Consider the following 21,544-nt stretch of genomic DNA (forward strand, 5'->3'; position numbering starts at 1 on the left):
AGTGTGTATGGACAAAAGTACACATTTGAAAGGCCGGATCATTGAAGAATATTGGATGAAAAAATGGTCTCAAGACCTGCCGAGGGAATTACTGCCTACAAGCAGAAGCAAGTCTAACCATCAGCCGGAGGCTCGCAAGGAAACGCTCGAAATGGTTATTCCCAGGGAAACGATTCATCAATTGGATCAAATGTCGAAGGGCTCGGAGTTGGGACGTTTTATTTTGTTCCTGACGGCGCTGTCAGGGTTGGTCTATCGCTATTCGCAGTCAGAGGATATTTGTATCGGCACGACGACGCTTATACAGTCCGAACCAAAGCGGGGAAATGTGCTTTTTCTCAAGCCGCGAGTTCAGGGAAGCCGAACCTGGCGTGAGCTTAACGAAGACATGAAGGCCGAGTTTTCTCGAACGATGAATCATCAGGATGTTTCTGTGCCCCTTCTCTATAACAAATGGACATCCGTTCACGGGAGAGAACTGCAAGAACTGTGGCAACTGGCATGTGTGGATGAGGGATTACAAACGGTGACTGAGGACCTGGATCGGTTTGATCTGATGATCAAGCTTGTTCCAAACGAAGAAGGCCGAATGCTGCAACTGGTTTATCGGCCTGAGGTGTATTCGTTGTCGCTAGTCCAATCCTTTGCTGCAAATTTGCTGTATGTTCTGGCTCAATGGCCTGAGAAATCGGCGGTCTCTCTGGAGGATGATGCGGCAAATATGCTGGCTCCACAGCAACGAGAGCTTCTGGTACATGGATTAAATCAGACGGCTGTAGAACTGCCGGGTGTGACCTTGCTGCATCAATTGTTCGAAGAACAGGTGATGACAACGCCTGAACAAGCTGCTGTGGTCGAGGCAGGGTATCGCATTAGCTATAGAGAGCTAAATGCGAAAGCAAATCAGCTGGCCCGTACTTTACAACGTCACGGAGTGGGATCGGATGATATCGTAGGCATCATGGCTGAGCCGACGACGGAGGTCATCATTGCCATCTTAGCGGTATTAAAGGCTGGAGCGGCGTATTGTCCGATAGATCCGACGTTTCCAGTAGAGCGGGTACAGCAGCTTTTAACGGATAGTCGGATGGAGTTGTTGATCTCACCTCCACAGCATGTGGATACCCATGCTTTTCAAGGAACAGTGCTCGATCTATCCAATCCTGCGGTATATGCGGGGGAGCCGTCCAATCTACCGTTTGAGGGTAGACCTGATCATACAGCGTATGTCATATACACTTCAGGCTCGACGGGAGCGCCCAAAGGGGTGGTGATAGAGCATCGTCATATTGTCAATCAATTGGCTGGACTGAAACGTAACTATGACTTCCATGAACAATTGAGACATGTTTTGATGGCTCCGTTCACATTCGATCCCTCTGTGCAGCAGATTTTTTTACCGTTAGCTACAGGCGGGACACTATATCTGATTCCAAAAGAGGCCAAAACCGATCCAAGCGCCTTTTGGGGACTGGTACGGAAGGAACGGATTAACGTGTTGAATACCGTACCTTCACTGATGGAAGTGCTGTTGGAACAGGTGACAGATATCGAACATCACTTTGCCTTTATCATGATGGCAGGTGAGGTTTGCAGCGGCGAGCTGGTACAGCAATTACGCGATAAGTTGAACATAGACAAGCTGCTCAATATTTACGGTCCAACGGAAGCGGCAATTAATACGACTCTGTATGAATACCTGCCTGTAGAGCAGCGAGCAACATTACCTATAGGCAAGCCTCTGCTGAATTATCAGGTATACGTTCTGGATCCACAGCAACGCTTGCTGCCCTTCGGAGCTACTGGAGAGCTGTTCATCGCTGGCGCTGGACTGGCGCGTGGATACTTATACAATCCACGCTTGACGGCAGAACGCTTTGTGCCGAATCCGTTTGGGACCGAATCAGAACGGATGTATAAAACAGGCGATCTGGTGAGATGGCTGGCTGACGGCAATCTGGAGTTTGTCGGCAGGTCCGATGATCAGGTTAAGATCCGAGGGATGCGTGTGGAGCTGGGGGAGATTGAGTCTGTTCTCAGAAGTCATCCGTCCGTCAAAGAAGCCGTGGTCATTCCGCATGGATCAGAGGAACGAACCGAGGATCTTGCTGCCTTTTATACCTTAAAGAAATTAGGAGCCAGGCAAGACTCTCTGATCGGAACGAGCGATGTCCAGTCGTACTTGAAGCAGCATGTACCGGGCTATATGGTCCCGGCTCATATCGTCTGCTTGGAGTCCATGCCCGTTACAGTGAACGGCAAGGTGGATAAAAAAGCGTTGCCTCTGCACCAGATTGGAATCACCGAACCCCGTGCATATGTGGCACCACGTAATGAGTTGGAAGAACAGCTGGCGGAGATCTGGAAGAAACTGCTGGCCGTACCTGTCGTTAGTGTGGAGGAAAGCTTTTTTGAAGCAGGTGGAAATTCGTTGTCTATCGTGCGACTGCAAAGCAGAATCCACCATCTGCTGAAAGTTCAGCTGACGATTCCGCAGCTCTTTACACATCATACGATCGCCATGCAGGCCAAAATCATTCAGTTCGGCGGTGTAGAGCAACCTACCGAAGTCCTTCGCAAAACGGAAACAAAACGACTACATACCCACAGACCTGAGCTTGGAAGCAAGGGGCGAAACGGTGATGTTGCTGTGATTGGCATGGCTTGCCGTTTCCCTATGGCGGACAATTGCGATGACTTCTGGGACAATCTGTGTCGCGAGGTGGATGCCGTTCGCGACATTCCGGCCCATCGGTTACAGGATATTGCTCAGGGTTCAGATGATGTAGTCGGGCAGTCAAGATCGTTGCCGCAAGGCGCATATTTGGATCGAATTGATGGCTTTGATGCATCGTTTTTTCAAATATCCCCTAATGAAGCACGGATGATGGACCCGCAGCAGCGTCTACTGTTGCAGGTTGTATGGGAAGCGATGGTGAATGCGGGATACTCGGAAAAAGAGGTGTATGGCTCGAAGACAGGAGTGTTCGTAGGGACAGGCACACCGCAATATGTGGACCTTATGCCACAGGTAGAGCCTTCCGCAATTCCAGGGAATTTGCAGGCTGTGATTGCTGGACGGATTGCTTATGCCTTCAATTGGACAGGCCCGGCGGAGGTTATTGATACAGCCTGTTCCTCTTCACTCATCGCCGTGCATCATGCGGTACAGGAGATAACGTCCGGCGGTTGTGAAATGGCTGTGGCTGGTGGTGTCAATCTGTATCTGTCGATGGTGGATGAAAATCTCTTCAATATGGGAATCGCCTCACCTGATGGAAAGACGAAAGCGTACGACGCATCGGCAGATGGTACAGGCGGTGGCGAAGGGGTTGGCGCTGTTGTACTGAAGTCACTGGAGCAGGCGGTGGCTGATGGTGATTATATTTACGCAGTAATCAAGGGAAGCGCAGCTAACTCGGATGGTCGCTCCAACGGGATCACAGCTCCCAATGCGGCAGCGCAGGCTGAAGTGATTGAAGAGGCCTGGAAGCGCGCGGAGATTGATCCGCAGACGGTTTCTTATATCGAAACACACGGAACAGGCACCAAGCTAGGTGACCCTATTGAAATGGAGGGCATTACACGGGCTTTTGGACGGTACACAGATCGTAAGCAGTTCTGTGCGGTAGGCTCAGTCAAAAGCAATATCGGGCATCTGGATTCAGCGGCAGGGATTGCTGGGTTTATAAAAGCAGTGCTGGCCATCACCAAGCGTCAGATTCCAGCATCCCTTCATTTTAAAGTGCCTAACCCACATATTGATTTTGCAAATTCTCCGGTTTATGTTGCTCCGTCACTTCAGGAATGGACGCCAGACTGCGGAATTCGTCGTGCAGGGGTAAGCTCCTTTGGCTTGAGCGGAACGAACTGCCATGTTGTGCTGGAGGAATATGCGATCCAAAGAGAAGTCCCTTCTCTGGGCGAGGAATATGTATTCACCTTGTCAGCCCGGACTGAACAAGCGCTCTACGCTTATGCCAACAGGTTTGCAGCTTATCTGGGAAATACCAACGAAGCTTTGGCAGACATTTGTTACTGCACCAATATCAGCCGTGGAAACGACGCCTGCCGTTTGGCTACCGTCATCGGCTCCCAGGAAGAATTACGGCGTAAGCTCATGCTGTTCGTGGAGCAGAGCGATCATGATTCAGCTTCGGCATTACCGGATCGCGAACGAATATACGTAAATATGACAGCAAAAACAGGGAACAGCCCTGAGCCGTATAGGGTACAGCCTGCGGAATCGCTGGAGCGTATGGCGAAGGCGTATATGCAAGGAAGGGAACTGGAGTGGGAGGACTATTATCACGGACAAAACCGGGTGCGAGTCCCTCTTCCAGGCTACCCGTTTGAAGAGAAGCGCTACTGGGTTGAACCCAAAGTTCAGCAACCACCGCATGTACCAACTAGTGCTGAATTGACCCCTGACACGCAGGAGGAAGCTCCTGATTTCTGGCAGGATACCGAGGCGGTTTTCCAATTTGGTGAACGGTTATTGAAAGAGAGCGGCTTTGCGGTAGAACAGGGCTATAAAAAGGCGGTTGATGAATTTGCGGCCCAGCTTATTATCGGATTATTCAGACAATGGGAGACGCTCACGGAACCCGGAAAAGTATATAAAGAGCCAGAAATGTTGCATACGATAGGGATTACTTCCACATATCAGCGTCTATTTCGGTTCATGCTGCGTTTCGTAGAGGAACAGGGTTACATCTGCATTGACGGTGATAATATCACGCTAACCCTTGAAGGGTCAGCTCCCGATCTGTCGGCCTTATACACCCAATACGTGGAACAATATCCGGCATTTGCGGGAACCTTCAAGGTGTTGAAGTATTGTCTCGACGCCTATCCGGCTGTGCTGACCGGGAAAAGGTCACCCCTTAGTGTGCTGTTTCCCGATGGTACACCGCAATTCCTGGCGGGCTTTGCCAATCAGGGACGTACGCTGGGCGATCTGTGTGAGACGATGGCGCTGGACGCATTAAAGCAGCATATTTTAGCACAAACGGGAAAACGGCTCCGCATTCTGGAAGTTGGGGCAGGCTCGGGAACGGTGGGCAAGGTCCTTTTCCCAGCCATAGCAGATCGTCAAGTCGAGTATTGCTACACCGATTTGGGCCGGGGCATCATTTTGGAAGCGCAAAAGCAGTTTGCAGCCTACCCGTTTGTTCGATATCAGACCTTTAATATTGAAGAAGATCCTTTGGCACAAGGCTTTGTGCCAGAACAGTTTGATATCATTATTGGCCTGAATGTGGTTCATGCCACGAGCCGTTTGCGAACGTCCTTGTCCCAGTTGAAAAAGCTGCTTGCTCCCGGTGGAGCCCTGTTTATGATCGAAAAAGTGCAGAACGAGCCTGCGGAAAATCTCGTCTGGGGGATGACGGAGGGATGGTGGCTGTTCGAGGATCAGGACATACGAAAGGATTCTCCGCTGGTTCCGACGGAAACATGGGGGCAGTTGTTGAAGGAGGAGCGATTCACGGAGGTACGAACCTTTCCTATGCATTTGCCAAACCGTGCCGAGGCCGAAACCTCGCTGATTATCGGTCGAATGAGCGAGCAAGAACAGGTGAGCAGGGCTGAAGATTTAATGTACCGTGTTCGGTGGATTAAAAAAGAACTGAAGAAGACAAGAGAAGGAGCGCTGGCTCAAGGAAACTGGCTAATCTTCCAAGACAAGCTGGGGATTGGTGAGGAACTGGTGCAACGCTTGACGCACTCCGGTCATCATGTGGTGACTGTAGAGGCTGGGCAAAGGTTTGAAAAACGGAACGATCATCAGTACACCATCCAGCCGGGTGTAGAAGCAGATTACATTCAACTCATGAATGAACTGGGACAACGTAACCAGCGCTTGAACGGTATCGTTCATCTCTGGACCTGTACAGCCACCCCGTCAACCCCAGTCAACATTGAAACAGTGGATGCAGGTTTGGAGTCAGGTGTCTATAGCCTTTATTTTCTGACTAAAGCATTACTGCATCAGGGTCTGTATGAAACTCTGGACTTGCGGGTGGTTTCGAACTTTACCCAGCGGATATCGGACGAGCAGCATGTATCACCTGAAAAAGCGGCGATTCACGGTTTGGTCAAAGTTATTTCTCAGGAGCATCCACAATTGCAATGCTTCGGACTGGATGTCGAAACGCTCCACCACACCAACGAGCAAGTGGCGGATCTGATCATGACCGAGCTGCAAGAGAACAAAACGGATTCATTCGTTGTCATCCGTCAGGAGCGTTACATCCAAGGTATGTCTCGTCTCGAATCGGATACTGTAAGCACTCCAGATAATCGGAATCATCCGGGTATTCCACCCCGGCGTTCCATCACCGTTCGTCCGGGTGCAGTGTATATCGTCACTGGAGGCGCAGGGGGATTAGGACTGGAGGTTAGCCGGTATTTAGCCGAGCAAGCTCCGATCCATCTAGTCATCCTGAACCGAACGGAGCTGCCGGAAAAATCGCAATGGTCACACATCAAAAATGATCCGGTGCAAAGGAAAGCTGATACCGCAATTTACCGTAAGCTTTCGGCCTTTGCAGATATGGAAAAGCACGGCTCACAGGTGCATTATTACGCGGGAGATGTGGCTGATTATAGTCAGATGCAACACATTTTTGACGATGTACAAGCTCGTTATGGCCCCGTTAAGGGAGTGGTTCATTGTGCGGCAGCTAGCGGCGACACCAGTCGTCCGCTGGAGATTCAGAGTTTGGGCGATTTTGGAAAAGTACTTCGTCCCAAAATTCACGGAACGCTGGTATTGGATAAGCTTCTGACGGAACAAGAGACAGATTTCTTTGTTCTGTACTCCTCGGTAGCCTCGCTATGGGGCGGAGCTGGTGGTGGGGATTATGCGGCTGCCAATGCGTTTATGGATGCCTTCAGCGCACAGCGTAACATGCGGGGGCAAACGACGCTTGCGATCAACTGGTATGCGTGGGAGGGACTCACAGGACCAGGGTGCATGGACTATATGCAAGTATCAGATGCGCTGGCTGCTTTCCGCATGAGTCTGTCTTATCCGCTGGATCAGGTGGCAATCGGCAAGTTTGATACACAGAAGCTCCGTGAATGGGCGCCGATGATGAAAATTCAGCTTGCGCCGGATATGTTGACGAGTCGACGCCGAGCTGTAGCTAAATCCACCAAGGAAGCAGGAGCTCTGCCATCTGTCGATCCTAACCGTTTGGTGACAGATGTGAAGGTCAGTCTGAAAGGGAAAACGACAGAGCCTTACACAGAGCTGGAACAGCAGATCGCCCAAATATGGGCAGAGGTGCTGGGATATGAGGAAATTGATGTAGGTCAACATTTTTTTGAAATCGGCGGAGATTCCTTGCTTATTTTGAAAGTGCTGAGTCTTCTGAATGAACGGGTTGATCCCGAAGTGGAGGCCGGGGATTTGTTCTCGTACGGTACAGTTGCGCAGCTGGCGCAGTTTATGGAAAACAGGCATGCTGCCAGCACAAGAGAAGTGACGGACGTAGCACCGCACTTACAGGTCGAAGTTTCCGGCGCGGACGAAGCGGACGAGGATTTACGAAGCCTGATCAAGCGTGTAAAGGAGGACGCTATTTCAGTGGATGAAGCTATGAAAGGATATGAAAGCATATGAGGGATACGTTTGTTGAAGCCATTTTGCAGCTTGTAGCCAAACAGGAATTATCCGAAGAGCATGCGTATTCTCTGATCAAGCAATATCAGGTTCGGCTCAAAACTGCTTCATCGTCCGCAGCCCACGATGGAATAAACCGCAACAGGGATATAGCCATCATCGGCGTAGCCGGGCGTTTCCCGCAAGCAGATACCAAGGAACAATATTGGAGTAATCTGGTCAATGGTTTGAATGGGATACGGACGTTTCCAGGCTCGCGTCTGGAGCAGATTCGACCCTTTTTGGATGAAGAGAACCAAGGGCCATATATGCCGGCAGGCTATTTGGAGGAAGTTGATACGTTTGACGCGGCATTTTTTAATATTCTTCCGGGTGAAGCCAAATACATGGACCCGCAGCAGCGTATGTTCATGGAAACCGGTTATGAGGCCATTGAGGACGCAGGGTATGGTGGTGAACGCATTCGTGGCTCACGAGTGGGGGTATACGTGGGCTATAGCGAAGCGAGATACAAGGAGCTGATTGAAAATGAGTCGTCCACCGCCTTTGTCGGGAACTTCCCGCCAGTGATCGCAAGCCGTCTCGCTTATGCGCTGAATCTGTCCGGTCCAGCATTGAGTGTAGCCACCGCCTGCTCGTCATCCCTGGTTGCCTTGCATCTGGCCTGTGAGGGATTGCGCGCTGGAGATTGCAGCATGGCGTTGGTGGGTGGAGTAGCCATTGGTGCGTTACCCACCAGGATGGAGCCGGGCGGGCTTGGGATTACTTCTCCGCAAGGACAATCACGCAGCTTCGACGCGGATGCCAACGGTACGGGATGGGGCGAAGGTTGTGGTGTTGTTCTAATCAAGCCACTGGAGCAAGCCGAGAGGGATCACGATTATATTTACTCCGTGATTAAAGCAAGTGCCATCAATCAGGATGGTGCCTCCAACGGATTGGCCTCCCCGAATGCCCGAGCTCAGGAAGAAGTGATTGTAGAGGCGTGGAAGCGTGCGGGCATTGACCCTTCGACGATCTCTTACATCGAGGCTCATGGAACGGGAACCAAAATTGGAGATCCGATTGAAATTAAGGGGATTACAAATGCCTTTCGCAGGTATACGCAAAACAGACAATTTTGCGGTATCGGCTCGGTCAAAAGCAATATCGGTCATCTTGATTCCGCTTCAGGCATGGCAGGATTAATCAAAATGATCATGGCTTTACAGCATAAGCAGCTTCCACCCACCCTGCATTTTGCTTATCCTAATCCGTTGATGAACTTGCATAGTTCTCCGGTCTATATCCATACGAAGCTAACCGAATGGCGAAGTGAGGACGGAATACCACTGAGGGCGGGTATCAGTTCATGGGGGTTAAGCGGAACAAATTGTCATGTGGTGCTGGAGGATTATCAGGGAAGCAGGCCCTCCCTTTCTTCGTCCTCCGATCTACCCTGCGGTGGGGAACGTGTATTTACCCTTTCGGCATACAGTGAGGATTCACTGCGAAGATTGACTGCCCGATATATTGATTTTTTGGAGAGTGACGATATTCCCTCTTTGGAAAATATCTGTTACGTCCTGAATACGGGCAGAGAGCATCATGCTTATCGGCTGGCGATTCCGGTCACGGATCGACGCAGTCTTTGGACAAAGCTCAAACAGGCTTACGATGCTTTGGTTTGTCAGGATGGAACCGGGCTGGAGCAGCAGGGGATTTTCTGTACCATTTGCAGCGAGTCCCTGACAGAAATGGCGCTGGATGCAGATGATGCCCGGATGATTGCCCGGCGATATGTTGCTGGGGAGAACAGGCGCTGGGCGGAGGATTATCCGGCAGGTGGGTGTGTCAAAGTACCCTTGCCTGCATACGCTTGGGAAAAGCAACGATATTGGGTGGACCCGCCGATCCAACGTCGAAGCAGCAACCGCGATGAACAGGTGTCAGCTTATAGCGAAGCACGCGTTTCCTTTGGTGACGGATATGTTCCAACGGAAACAGAAGACAGGCTGGCACGTATCTGGGGCCGAATTTTAGGCATTGACAAACTGTCTGTGGATGCGGATTTTTTCGAACTAGGCGGGGATTCTCTGCTGGCAACAGATCTGATTACTGCCATAAGCCAGGTATTCCATACACGAATTACATTGGTTGATTTGTTTGGACATCCCTGCATTCGTGAGCTTGCCCAGCTTATTTCAGGCGAAAAAAAATCGGATTACCAGTCCATTGAACCTGTGTCTCCACAAGCATTTTATCCCGTATCCAATGCGCAGCGCCGTCAGTTTATTTTGAAGCAGCTGGCAGAAGGCAATTTGAGTTACAACATGCCCGGAGCGGCTACGATCACGGGACGCTTGGATGTGGAACGCTTTAAAGCTGCTTTTGCTGCGATCATTCGTCGCCATGAATCCTTTCGGACGGTGTTTGATGTTGCGGAGGATGAAATTGTGCAAAGTGTTCTTCCACAGGCTGAGCTTGATATATCCCTGGGAGTGGCTCCAAAGGGAGCAGATGTGCAAAAGCTGATGGAGGAATTTGTCCAGCCGTTTTCTCTGGGAGAGGCTCCTTTACTTCGGGTACGCTTGCTGCGATTAACGGAAGAATGTGATGAAGAGGACAAGCATTTGCTGATGTTTGATATGCATCATATTGTTTCGGATGGCGTTTCCATGGAGATCCTCATTCGGGAATTTACCAGTCTTTATGCCGGGCAGAACCTGCCGCCGCTGCGTATCCAATATAAGGACTACGCTGTATGGCAAAATGCTTTTCTGCAAAGTGAGCAGATGCTGCAACAGGAGCAATTTTGGCTGAGGACGTTAACGGAAGGACCGGAGTCAGGATTGCCTGTTCTGAAAATGCCCAGTGACTATCCCCGGCCACCTGTGATGACTTTTGAAGGGGGGGTGTACTCGTTCACGATTAACAAAGTGGTCGCTGAACGCTTGCGAGCGATGGGGCAGGAGCATGGCGCTACGCTGTATATGACGCTTCTTGCTGTATACAATGTGCTGCTTTATCAATACACAGGGCAGGAGGATATCATTGTAGGCTCCCTCATTGCCGGCAGACGTTATGCGGGTGTAGAGCATACGATAGGGCTTTTTACCAACTACTTGCCTATTCGTAACACTCCAGCGGGTGAGCGTCGCTTTGCGGACTTCTTAGAGGAGGTGGCTCATCGCACCATAGCCGCGTATGATCATCAGGATTATCCATTTGAAAAGATGGTGGAGCATCTGGATCAGAAGCGCGATCTTTCACGCAACCCTATTTTTGACACCATGTTTATTTTACATAACCAGGGGATGCAGAGAACCCAATTTACGATGGGAGATTTGATGCTGAACATGGTGGACTGGGCCAAGCATAGTTCAACCATGGATTTAAAGCTCGACATTTTTCAGGGAACGCAAGGGGAACTGAAATGTACCTTTGAGTATTACTCCTGCTTGTTTCACGAACGGACGATCACTGCGCTGGCAGGACATTTGCTCAGCCTGATCGACCAGATTGTGGACCAGCCTGAGCAAGCTTTAGCGGAGTACCGGATTTTTTCATCTGAGGAAGCGGAGAAGATGAAACAGAAACGGCAGGAAAAGGACTCTACTTTTGCGCTTCCTGCGATCTGCCCGGCACCGGAGGCTGAACAGCACCCTTTATCTTTTTACCAAAAGCAGATATGGCGACATCGAGGATCAACCCCTCACGTGATCGTTCATGCAGTGTGGAAAGGCAAGGTGGATCAGACGTTATTTGTCAGAGTGCTGGAAGAACTGCAAGCCGAACACAGCACGCTCAGAACAATCTTCAGGGAAGAGACAGCTGGGCCGACTCAGCAGGTGCAGGCGTATCTTCCGTTGGATTACAAATTCACAGATGTAATAGAGGGGGATGCAGCTTCTTGGGCGGAACACCGTGTGGCTGTGGAGTATCAAAACCCGTTCGAGTTACGACGAGGTCCGCTGTACCGGATACGCTTGGGTTGTGACAGCAACGAACGATGCCAATTGATCGTCGCTGTTCATCCATTACTAACGGAGTGCCTGAACCTGAAAGATTGGCTGGAACAACTGTTTATTCGCTATTCCGCTGCTGTTACGGATTCGGCAGTGGATACAGACCACATGTTTCAGTCCATCTCGCAGATTGATTTTACTTATTGGCAACAACGGTTGCTGCAGGAAGGATATTTGGAGCCTCAAAAGGCATATTGGACTGGGGTACTGCAAAAGCCGCTCCCTCTGATCGGATTGCCGTTCAAACGCGGGGAAGAAGCTTTTGTAACATCCGAGTGGACTTCTATTGAAGTGCCTCTCGCCACAGAGGAGACTGAAGCGCTAAAAGCTTTTGCCTCCAGTCATGAAGGTTCTGTTACGGACGTTCTATTCGCCTGTTATTTCCTGCTGCTGCGGCAATTAACGCATGCGGAGGAGCTTTTGATCTATGTCATACATTCCGAAGGACATCCGGTTCAGGGGAGCGGAGTACCTTTACGTATCCAGCATCCTGTGCCAGTCAGAGTTTCGATGGAGGGACTTTCGTCGTTTAATCCTTTGCTAGAAAAAGTGAAGGACAAACATCAAGCTGCGCTTCAAGCTGTTTTATATCCGTTTCATTTGCTGCTGGACCCTAATGAGTTGAAGAGCGGGACGGAGGCTTCATTCCGTTATAAAGTCGTCTTTTGCACAGAGGATGTGACTAGATCTTTACCCGAGGTAGGGGCAGTGGAATTGCGTGTATACCCCTCAGAGCCAGCAGCACTGCAACTGTCAGTCGTGAAATCAGTAACCGGACTGACCTGTTCCCTGAGGTGGAATACCGCTTTGCTGGAATCTTCCTATGTTCACTCCATGCTGGAAAGGTATCACAAAATAATCAAGACCATTGCTAGTAGTGTGTCCAACCTGTCTAAGGTATCCCATTAACGTGCGGTTCATTCAAAGGAGGCAATTACAAATGGAATTAAGATCATCTATTGAATTTTATGACAATCGGTTTTTAATGTTCGTTCTGGATCAAATGGCTTATGAATTTGAGAAAAACGGCTCCAAAGAGGTCATTCGAATGACCTTGGGAAAATCCGAGCTGCCTTTGCATGAGGATATCATTCAGTCGATGAAGGATGCGTTGGACACCTTTGAAAAAAGCTCGCTTGTATTTCCGCCGGGCTTGCCGGAATTAAAGGAAGCACTCGCGGAGGAATACAAGAAAACATATGATCTGGACATTAACCCTAACAATATCCTGATTAATGTAGGCACCAGCGCCTTATTCCGAAATCTGTTTTATTTGCTGGCAAAAGAGGGGGATGAGGTTCTTTTACCGCGTCCGTACTATTCTCTGTATCATTTTTGCGCCCAATTGGTAGGGGCGAATGTTCGCTACTATGATATCAATTTGGAGACGCTGGCACTGGATCTGGATTCCTTTAAGGAAAATTTCACGGATAAAACTAGAATTGTAGTCATTAATTCGCCTGGTAATCCGCTAGGCAACATCTTAACGAAAGACGAGCTGTATGCCATTGATGAAATTATCAACGGTCAGGCAGTGGTCATTAATGATGAGATTTATGCCAATGTTTGCTTTGATGAACGAAGCACTTCGGTACTGGAGCTGAAGGATACCAAATCAGCCTTTATTACGACGAATGCTTTCTCCAAAGGATACCGGATGTACAGTCGGCGCGTGGGTTACTGTATCGTTCCTGACGAGCTAGTCACACCGCTCACGGTCATACAGCACCACACATTGCTGACAGCCGACCCTGTCGTGCAATTTGGCGCACTGGAAGCATTGGCACATCCCGAAGAGATTGAGCAGCTGGTCAGCCTGTATAAAGCAAGACGGGATTATACGGTGGAGCAATTCAATGAGGTTCCGCTCGTACGTGCTATCCCTGCACAAGGTAGCTTTTACTTCACACTCGATTGTGAAAAGTACATGGACGAGCACGGCATCGAAACGAGTTTGGAGCTGGCTGAACAAATTATGAAAGCCAAACAAGTGGCGACTGTACCAGGTTCTGATTTTGGATTGCCGAAAATGCTGCGCCTGTCCTACTCTACAACGCGATACAACGAAGGCATAGATCGCTTAGTGGACTTTTTCACAAACAGCTTGGTAGGTCAATCGGCTGTATCTGCTGCAATTCCGGTTCGGGAGTAGACCCTATGGATCTGGATTTTGATGCATTTGAAATTCTATCGGCAGAAGAGGAACGCGTCATTGCGGAGATGAATCAGACTGCAAAGCCTTATGAGGATCATGTTACGATTCCTGATTTGTTTGCCCGTCAGGTCACAATCACACCACAGCAAACCGCTATTTATGAATACGGCTCCTCCATTACGTATGCCGAATTGGAGGAACAAGCGAACCGAATGGCCCGCCTGCTGCATGCAGCAGGTGTCCGGCCTAACCAGCGGGTAGCGGTGGTAGCGGAACGGGGAATTGAGCTTTTAGTGGCTGTTTTCGGCGTATTAAAAGCAGGTGCAGCCTACGTGCCTATTGACCCGGACTACCCGAAAAAGCGGATTCAATATATGCTGCGCGACAGTGCTTGCGGTGTGCTGATCACCGAGTCTGCCAAGCTGCAAACGATGCTGGGAGATTTGCCGGAAAGCATGACGACGGTTGTTTGTCTTGACGAAACGAAGATGCGAGCAGATCGTCTGAAGGTGTATCAGCGGTCGGATTGGGAGCGCCAGGAGCGGGGCTCATGGGCCTGTCCTGCCGGTGAAAATGATCTTGCGTATTTGATTTACACCTCAGGCTCTACGGGAGATCCCAAAGGAGTCATGATGACGCATAAAGCTGTGCTAAATACGCTCTTTTGGTTGCAGGACACCTTTTGTTTGACCGCAGAAGATGTGATTGCGCAGAAGACTTCTGCCAGTTTTACCGATTCGGTATGGGAATTCTTCTGGCCTTTGATATACGGAGCCAAGCTGTCTATATTCAGCTCGGATACGGTCAAAGATCCTCAGCGGCTATATGAACAGCTCCGGGATGACAAGATTACCATCACCCAGTTCGTTCCGGCCCAGATGAGTCTCTTTCTGGATGCGGTTCCGACCGAAGAGACGGATCATCCGCTACCGGAACTTAAATGGGTATTCAATGGAGGCGAAGCCTTGCTCGTCAATGGGGTGCGGGACTGGTACAGCACATTCCAGCAAGCCAAGATTGCCAACATTTACGGTATGACCGAGTCGGCTATTTATGCAACCTGTTACCTGATTGATGCATCTCCGGCAGAGGGCGAATTGAGCATTCCGTTGGGAAGGCCCCTTGCGAACACGCATGTTTATATTTTGGACAAGGAGGGGCAATTGTGCCCCTTTGAGGTCAAAGGCGAAATATGCATCGGCGGGATTGGTCTGACGGAGGGGTACTGGAATAAGGCAGAAGCAACTGCCAAGGCTTTTACCCAGCATCCCAAAACAGGCGAACAGCTATATCGTACAGGTGATTTGGGACTGTTACGGCCGGATGGCATTCTAGAGTATAGCGGCCGCAAGGATGATCAGGTACAGGTGCGGGGGTATCGCGTAGAACTCAAAGAAGTGGAGCGGGCCGTATCCGTTTTTCCAGGGATCAAGGAAACAGCTGTGATTGCCCAAACGGATGAGTTTGGTGTAACCAATCTCTTATGTTATTTTACTTCGCTGGAAAAAGGACTCGAAGTGGATGATCTGACAGCTCATCTGCGTGAAATATTACCTGAGTATATGATTCCGGGATTTTTCATGGAACTGCTGGAGATGCCGCTAACTCCGAACGGGAAGATTGATCGCAAAAATCTGCCACAGCCGGAGGGCCGAGTTCATCGTTCAACCGCATATGTGGCGCCTCGCAATGAAAGAGAGCATATGCTGACGAAAATCTGGGCCGGAATCTTAAATATAAGCCCGGAGGACGTCGGCATCCATGACAGCTTTTTTGAAATCGGCGGCAATTCCATCTCGATTGTTCGGCTTCATCGAAAGATGAAGCACGCACTGGGCAGTGAGGCAACAGTAGCTGAGCTGTTTTCCTATCCTACGATTGCAGCGTATATGAATCACTTTGAAAATCAGTCCAAGGATGATGAACAGCTGGATCAGGATCTTATGAGCCTGCTGGATCAAATTGAAGATGGCTCACTGGATGTAAGCGAGTCTATACGGGCGCTGGACCATCTGAAGGAGGGATAACATATGAAACGGGTTCAGAAGTATTTGCTAGCTCAGGTTGCCGCAAAACATCTCTCCAAGATAGAAGCTCTGCCGATGCTAAAAGAGCTATTCGAAAATGAGGCCAAGACGGTGAAGGTTGATGATATTGCCGTTGTTGGGATGGCCTGTCGGTTTCCGGGCGCAAATGGAACAGATGAGTTTTGGGATAATCTCGTGAACGGCATGGATGCCGTGAGGGACTTCCCGGAAAGCCGCAAGGCTGACGTGGATCGGCCTATTCGGGACTATTTTAAAGGTAAACGATATGCGCCGGAGATCAAGTATCGCAGAGGAGCCTATTTGGACCATATTGATCGTTTTGATGCGGAATATTTTAACATTACTCCTGCAGAAGCCCGGTGTATGGACCCTTTGCAGCGCATTTTCCTTGAAGTTACCTGGGAAGCGCTGGAGGATGCCGGTTATGCCGAAAAGGAATTGTACGGCTCACGAACCGGGGTATACGTAGGGGATACGGATGCCGATTACTTGCAACTGATTCAGAACATGGAGCCGTATGCCTTACCCGGCAATACCATTTCAGTCGTAGCCAGTCGGGTGGCCTACTTGCTGAATCTCGCCAGCGGCAGCCATCTGATTGATACCGCCTGCTCGGCATCTTTGGCTGCTGTGCATCATGCGGTCAAAGGGCTGATTACTGGCGATTGTGATATGGCTGTAGCTGGCGGGCTGAACCTGACCTTATTTCCCGTAGATGAAGGGCTGGTCGATATCGGCATTGCTTCGCCCGACTCTGTTGCGCGTACCTTCGATGCCGCAGCGAATGGGACAGTATGGGGCGAGGGATTTGGGGTCATCGTACTGAAGACGCTGGAAAAGGCTAAAAAGGATCGGGATCATATCTACGCTGTCATTAAAGGCAGCTCCATGAATTCGGACGGAAAGTCCAACGGCATTACCGCGCCAAGTGCCTTGGCTCAGACGGAGCTGATGAAGGAAGCTTGGCGTAATGCGGGCATCTCTCCGGAAACGGTAACCTATATTGAGGCTCACGGTACAGGAACTCGTCTAGGTGATCCGATTGAGATTGAAGGCATTACCAACGCCTTCCGCAGCTACACGGACAAGCGGCATTTTTGTGCCTTGGGCGCGGTAAAAACGAACATAGGTCATCTGGACACCGCAGCCGGTATTGCAGGTCTGATCAAAACGGTGCTGTTATTGCAAAAGAAGGAAATTCCGGCAACCCTCCATTTTAACGAGCCAAATCCGCACATTAATTTTATCGAATCGCCTGTGTATGTGAATACAGAGTTGGTTCCATGGGAGACGGAGGCAGGAGTGCCACGGCGGGCAGGGGTCAGTGCTTTTGGATTGGCTGGAACCAATTGCCATGTCATATTGGAGGAATATGAGCAGGACGAGCAGAGCCAGTCCGCCAGCGGAGAAAACGTACCGTATGTATTTACGTTGTCTGCCAAGAGTAAAGCTTCCTTTGGTGCTTTGGTTGACCGTTATCGTACGTTTTTGGATCGCACGGCTCATGCGCTGCCAGATATTTGTTTTACAAGCAATCAGGGACGGGGGCACTATGCTTATCGGCTTGCGATTGTAGCTACAAGTCTTGAAGAGTTGAAGGAAGGGCTGGAGCGTTTTGCAAATGCAGATGAAGCTGCACGTCCAGCTTTAGCGGGAGAGGGGATATATTATACCCGCCTAACGACCCGTGAGGAGAAAAGCTTCAAGGTACAGCCTGACACCAGCCTGGATCGGGTTGTGGATGAATATATGCAAGGTAGCGAGATCAATTGGAGTGCTCTGCATGATTTGGATCAAAGACATCGTGTTCCTTTACCAGTATATCCATTTGCAGGAAAGCGGCATTGGGTGGATTATATCCCGGAGCATGCGATGGAGCATGTAGTAGATTCCCCAGCCTTGAGATCGGTACCGGAGAAGCAGGTTGACCAGTGGTTCTATGAACTGAATTGGGTAGCCAGTCCGTTGACGGCTTCTGCCTCCCAAGAACGGTCGGTTACCAGTAAGTCATGGCTTATTCTGGCGGATGAAGAAGGCGTAGCTGCTTCACTTAGCGAGCTTATGAAGGATCAAGGACTCGCACCTATTATCGTAGAGGCTGCATCTGATTATGCTGCCATAGATCCGAGTCATTATCAGATTCGTCCCGGCTATGCGGAGGACTATAACAGGCTGCTTGCAGCCGTGACCGAGGTTGAGACGCGAGGGGGAGCAGAGCTTTCCGGTATCGTCCACTTGTGGACCTGCACCGAAATTCGCAGTCGCATGCGACAGCTCGATGATTTGAATGAAAGTCAGGAGCAAGGGGCTTTAAGTCTTTTTTATTTGATGAAGGCTGTTCAGGCAAGCTCGATTCATCGTCCATTGGAAATCAAAGTCGTCTCGAACTACGCACAGCTGGTCGTAGCGGAGGATACATATGTGTTCCCGGAAAAAGCGCCTCTGTGGGGATTGATGAAGGTCATCTCGCAGGAATATAGCCAGCATCGTTGTAGCTGTATGGATGTAGAAACGATCGGACGCGAAAATTCTGACATTGCTCAGGAAATCATGCTGGAATTGAATCGGGACGAAGCAGATCAGAGTTCAGCATGGCGAAGCGGTCAGCGGTATACGCAGCAGCTGGAACGGATGCAGCTTACAGCTCTTCCACATCGAAAGATTACAATCCGTGAGGGTGGCGTCTATCTGATTGCCGGGGGAGCCGGTTCAGTTGGACTGGAAACCTGCCGCTATCTTGCCCGGCAGGCGAAGGTTAAGCTCGTGCTGGTGAATCGTACTGTGCTTCCGGACCGAGAAAGCTGGCAGGAACGAGCTGCAGAGCTGGATGCCTCTGAAATTACGAAGAAAATCCGTGGACTGTTGGAGATTGAAAAGCTCGGCTCCGAGGTGAGCTACTATGCGGCAGATATCACGGATCTGGATGCAATGAAGAAGGTCGTGGATGATGTACATGCACGTTATGGCTCAATTCATGGGGTTATGAATGCCGCGATGCATCTGGAGGAAATTCGTCTGGAGCAGATGGATGCAGCCGGGTTCCAGCGAATCATGGAAGCCAAGGTAATAGGAACATGGGTGTTAAACGAGGTGACTAAGGATCAAACGCTGGACTTCTGGATTCTTTTCTCGTCAGTGGCTTCGCAGCTGGGAGGTGTAGGCTTGGGTAGCTACGCTGCTGCAAATGCATTCTTGGATCAATATGCCCACTATCAGAGCCGTCGTGGCATGGAGATGATGGCGATCAACTGGTCGCATCTGGAGATGGGGGCTACATCGGACGAGCTGATGGATCAACGGATGTTATCTCAGCCGATTTCGTCGGAGGACTATGGCAAGCTGTTTGATCGGCTTTTGCAATATAAACTGACCCAAACGGTCATTGCCAACATTCGCAGCCAGGAGCTGGCTCAAGTGCTGACGCTGCTCAAGGTTCGCTTTTCCCCAGACTTAACAAAGGAAATTACAGAGCAAGCGCAGGAGCACAACGATCAAGAATCCGAAGCCCACAGTCATCTGCTGGAGTCCTATCAAGAGCTGAAGCAGTTCATTACCTCTAATGAGGCACTGAACGATATGATCCAGCGAAATGTGAAGCTGGGTGCTAAATTTGTCTCCTTTGAGGAAGAGCTGTTTCGTACGCTACAGCCCAAGTCGGAGGCTACGGACACTGGAGTGCACATGAACTCTCACATTCAAGTGACCTTGATCGGCCGTGATGGAGATGTGTATTCGAAAACAGAACGGCAGCTAGGTCAGATTTGGGGCGAGGTGCTGGGGCATGAGGAAATTAGCATACACCAGGACTTTTTTGAAAATGGAGATTCGCTGATGCTGATGAGTGTCATTGCTAAAATTAAAGACCAGCTGGCCATAGATGTACCGATTCAGGTCTTTTTTCAGGAGCCAACGGTGGCCGGGCTGGGAAGCTGGATAGATGAATCCAATCGTGTCGATTCCGAGGAATCCGATATCATTCCGGTATTACCACGTCATTTTGCTGAGGCTGAACAATAAAGCGGCTTTGTGTTGGGCTAACAGGTGAGGAGTGAAGGAACATGTTATTCTGCGGACTGAAATTAACGCATGATGGTAGTGTGGCTTTGATTGAGGATAACAAGCTTATTTTCAGCTACGAGGTTGAAAAATTCAATAACAACAAACGCTACAGCGAAATTCCTGATTTGGATTTTGTCGAGGAAGTGCTTAATCTGCATGGCTATACCTCGGCAGATGTGGATCGGTTTGTCATCGACGGCTGGGCTGGTTTGAAGGAAAGCAAGGTGGATACGCGTTCCCATGGACAGGAGCTGTCTCTCACGGTTGCACCTTACCGCGAAGTATCGCTTTCAGCCGACGCACTCCAAGCCTATTCGGGCAGTGGTCTTGTCATTGGCGGAAGAACCTACGACTATACCAGCTATATGCATTCAACCACACATATCGCCAGCACCTATTGTGCGAGTCCTTATGCGGTGAACAAGGAGCCGTCTTACGCGCTCGTGTACGATGGCGGCATGTATCCTCGTTTTTATTACTTTGATCCAGCGAACGGAAAATTAGAAAATCTGGGTCCTCTCTTCATGTACATTGGCAACATTTATTCACTGTTTTCGCTGCATTTTGAGCCATTTCTTCGCGGAGGGCAAGGACCGCGCGTGGATGATCTTTCGGTAGCGGGCAAGGTCATGGCCTACATTGCCAAGGGACAGGTACGTCCAGAGCTGCTCGAACAGTTTGAGCTGACGTATGCACGGCATTTTTCACCCTCGCTGGAGTTTAACTGGACCTTTTCCCAGGAAATCAAGCGATATGTAGATGAGCATCGTATTCCGCATGCAGACGCCATGGCGTCTTTCCATCAGTATTTGGAGCAGCTTCTCGTAACCTCGCTGGAGGCGAGTGTGACCAAGCATGGACGGAAAACACGTAACTTTTGCTTTATAGGAGGCTGTTCTCTGAATATCAAATGGAACAGTGCGATTCGGGAAAGCGGATTATTTGACGATGTGTTTGTTTCTCCGTTTACCAATGATACAGGTTCGGCTATTGGTGCTGCCTGTTGTGAAATGATTCATCAGACAGGTCATCCTCATTTGAATTGGTCTGTGTACAGCGGACCCATGGTCATTCAAAATGAGCCTGCAGAAGGCTGGGAATCACATGCTTGTACGGTAGCACAGCTCGCGGAGTTGCTGCATACGACAGATGAACCAGTCGTGGTGCTGCATGATCGGGCGGAACTGGGACCACGTGCTTTGGGCAACCGGAGTATACTGGCAGCTGCCGTTCAACCGGACATGAAAGACCGCCTGAATGCCATCAAGCAGCGGGAAGACTATCGTCCGGTCTCACCGATTTGTATGGAGGAGCATGCACCTGCTATTTTTTCGCCGGGAACCCGTGATCCGTATATGCTTTTTGATCATATGTTGCGTGATGAATGGGTGGAACGCATTCCTGCGATCCGTCATCTCGATGGAACGGCACGCCTGCAGACGGTGAGTCGGGAGGATAATCCGCTGATCTATGATTTGCTGGATGCGTACGCAAATTTGAGCGGTATTCCAGTGCTGTGCAATACTAGCGCCAATCTGCTCGGCAGCGGCTTTTTCCCGGATGTATGTTCTGCAACCGAATGGAACGGAACCCGGTATGTCTGGTGCAATGAAACGTTATACGAAAAGCAGTAGCATATCCTCGA

Annotated in this window: 6 protein-coding genes; all 6 read left to right on the forward strand. The window is 50.0% G+C overall.

Features of this window, described 5'->3' with window-relative positions:
• Positions 1–7: 7 nt before the first annotated feature.
• Genes KAI37_RS05580 through KAI37_RS05605 form a run of 6 tightly spaced genes read left to right on the forward strand, consistent with a single transcriptional unit; the run spans position 8 to position 21,533 of the window.
• Positions 8–7,630 (forward strand): amino acid adenylation domain-containing protein, encoded by a 7,623-nt coding sequence (locus tag KAI37_RS05580; protein ID WP_220030891.1) that lies wholly within the window; start codon positions 8–10, stop codon positions 7,628–7,630.
• A complete protein-coding gene (locus KAI37_RS05585) occupies positions 7,627–12,546 on the forward strand; it encodes a condensation domain-containing protein (protein WP_220030892.1) in 4,920 nt (1,639 codons plus the stop codon). Before KAI37_RS05580 ends, KAI37_RS05585 begins: the two co-directional genes overlap by 4 nt.
• A 31-nt stretch (positions 12,547–12,577) precedes the next feature.
• Positions 12,578–13,789, forward strand: a complete 1,212-nt coding sequence (locus KAI37_RS05590; protein WP_071639842.1) for a pyridoxal phosphate-dependent aminotransferase — start codon at positions 12,578–12,580, stop codon at positions 13,787–13,789.
• Positions 13,790–13,794: 5 nt separating this feature from the next.
• Positions 13,795–15,819, forward strand: coding sequence for a non-ribosomal peptide synthetase (locus KAI37_RS05595; RefSeq protein ID WP_220030893.1), 2,025 nt, complete (start codon positions 13,795–13,797; stop codon positions 15,817–15,819).
• Between the two features lie 3 nt (positions 15,820–15,822).
• Entirely contained in the window at positions 15,823–19,857 is a 4,035-nt protein-coding gene (locus tag KAI37_RS05600) for a type I polyketide synthase (protein ID WP_220030894.1), read from the forward strand.
• A 41-nt stretch (positions 19,858–19,898) separates the two neighbouring features.
• Positions 19,899–21,533, forward strand: a complete 1,635-nt coding sequence (locus KAI37_RS05605; RefSeq protein ID WP_220030895.1) for a carbamoyltransferase N-terminal domain-containing protein — start codon at positions 19,899–19,901, stop codon at positions 21,531–21,533.
• Positions 21,534–21,544 lie beyond the last annotated feature (11 nt).

It is taken from the genome of Paenibacillus sp. S25 (assembly GCF_019454085.1).
Taxonomy (GTDB): Bacteria; Bacillota; Bacilli; order Paenibacillales; family Paenibacillaceae; genus Paenibacillus; species Paenibacillus polymyxa_B.

What these genes read in the sequence shown, in the direction of transcription:
- KAI37_RS05590 (WP_071639842.1), top strand. Translation starts at nt 12,578, where the DNA reads ATGGAATTAAGATCATCTATTGAATTTTATGACAATCGGTTTTTAATG.
- KAI37_RS05605 (WP_220030895.1), top strand. Translation starts at nt 19,899, where the DNA reads ATGTTATTCTGCGGACTGAAATTAACGCATGATGGTAGTGTGGCTTTG.
- KAI37_RS05585 (WP_220030892.1), top strand. Translation starts at nt 7,627, where the DNA reads ATGAGGGATACGTTTGTTGAAGCCATTTTGCAGCTTGTAGCCAAACAG.
- KAI37_RS05600 (WP_220030894.1), top strand. Translation starts at nt 15,823, where the DNA reads ATGAAACGGGTTCAGAAGTATTTGCTAGCTCAGGTTGCCGCAAAACAT.
- KAI37_RS05595 (WP_220030893.1), top strand. Translation starts at nt 13,795, where the DNA reads ATGGATCTGGATTTTGATGCATTTGAAATTCTATCGGCAGAAGAGGAA.
- KAI37_RS05580 (WP_220030891.1), top strand. Translation starts at nt 8, where the DNA reads ATGGACAAAAGTACACATTTGAAAGGCCGGATCATTGAAGAATATTGG.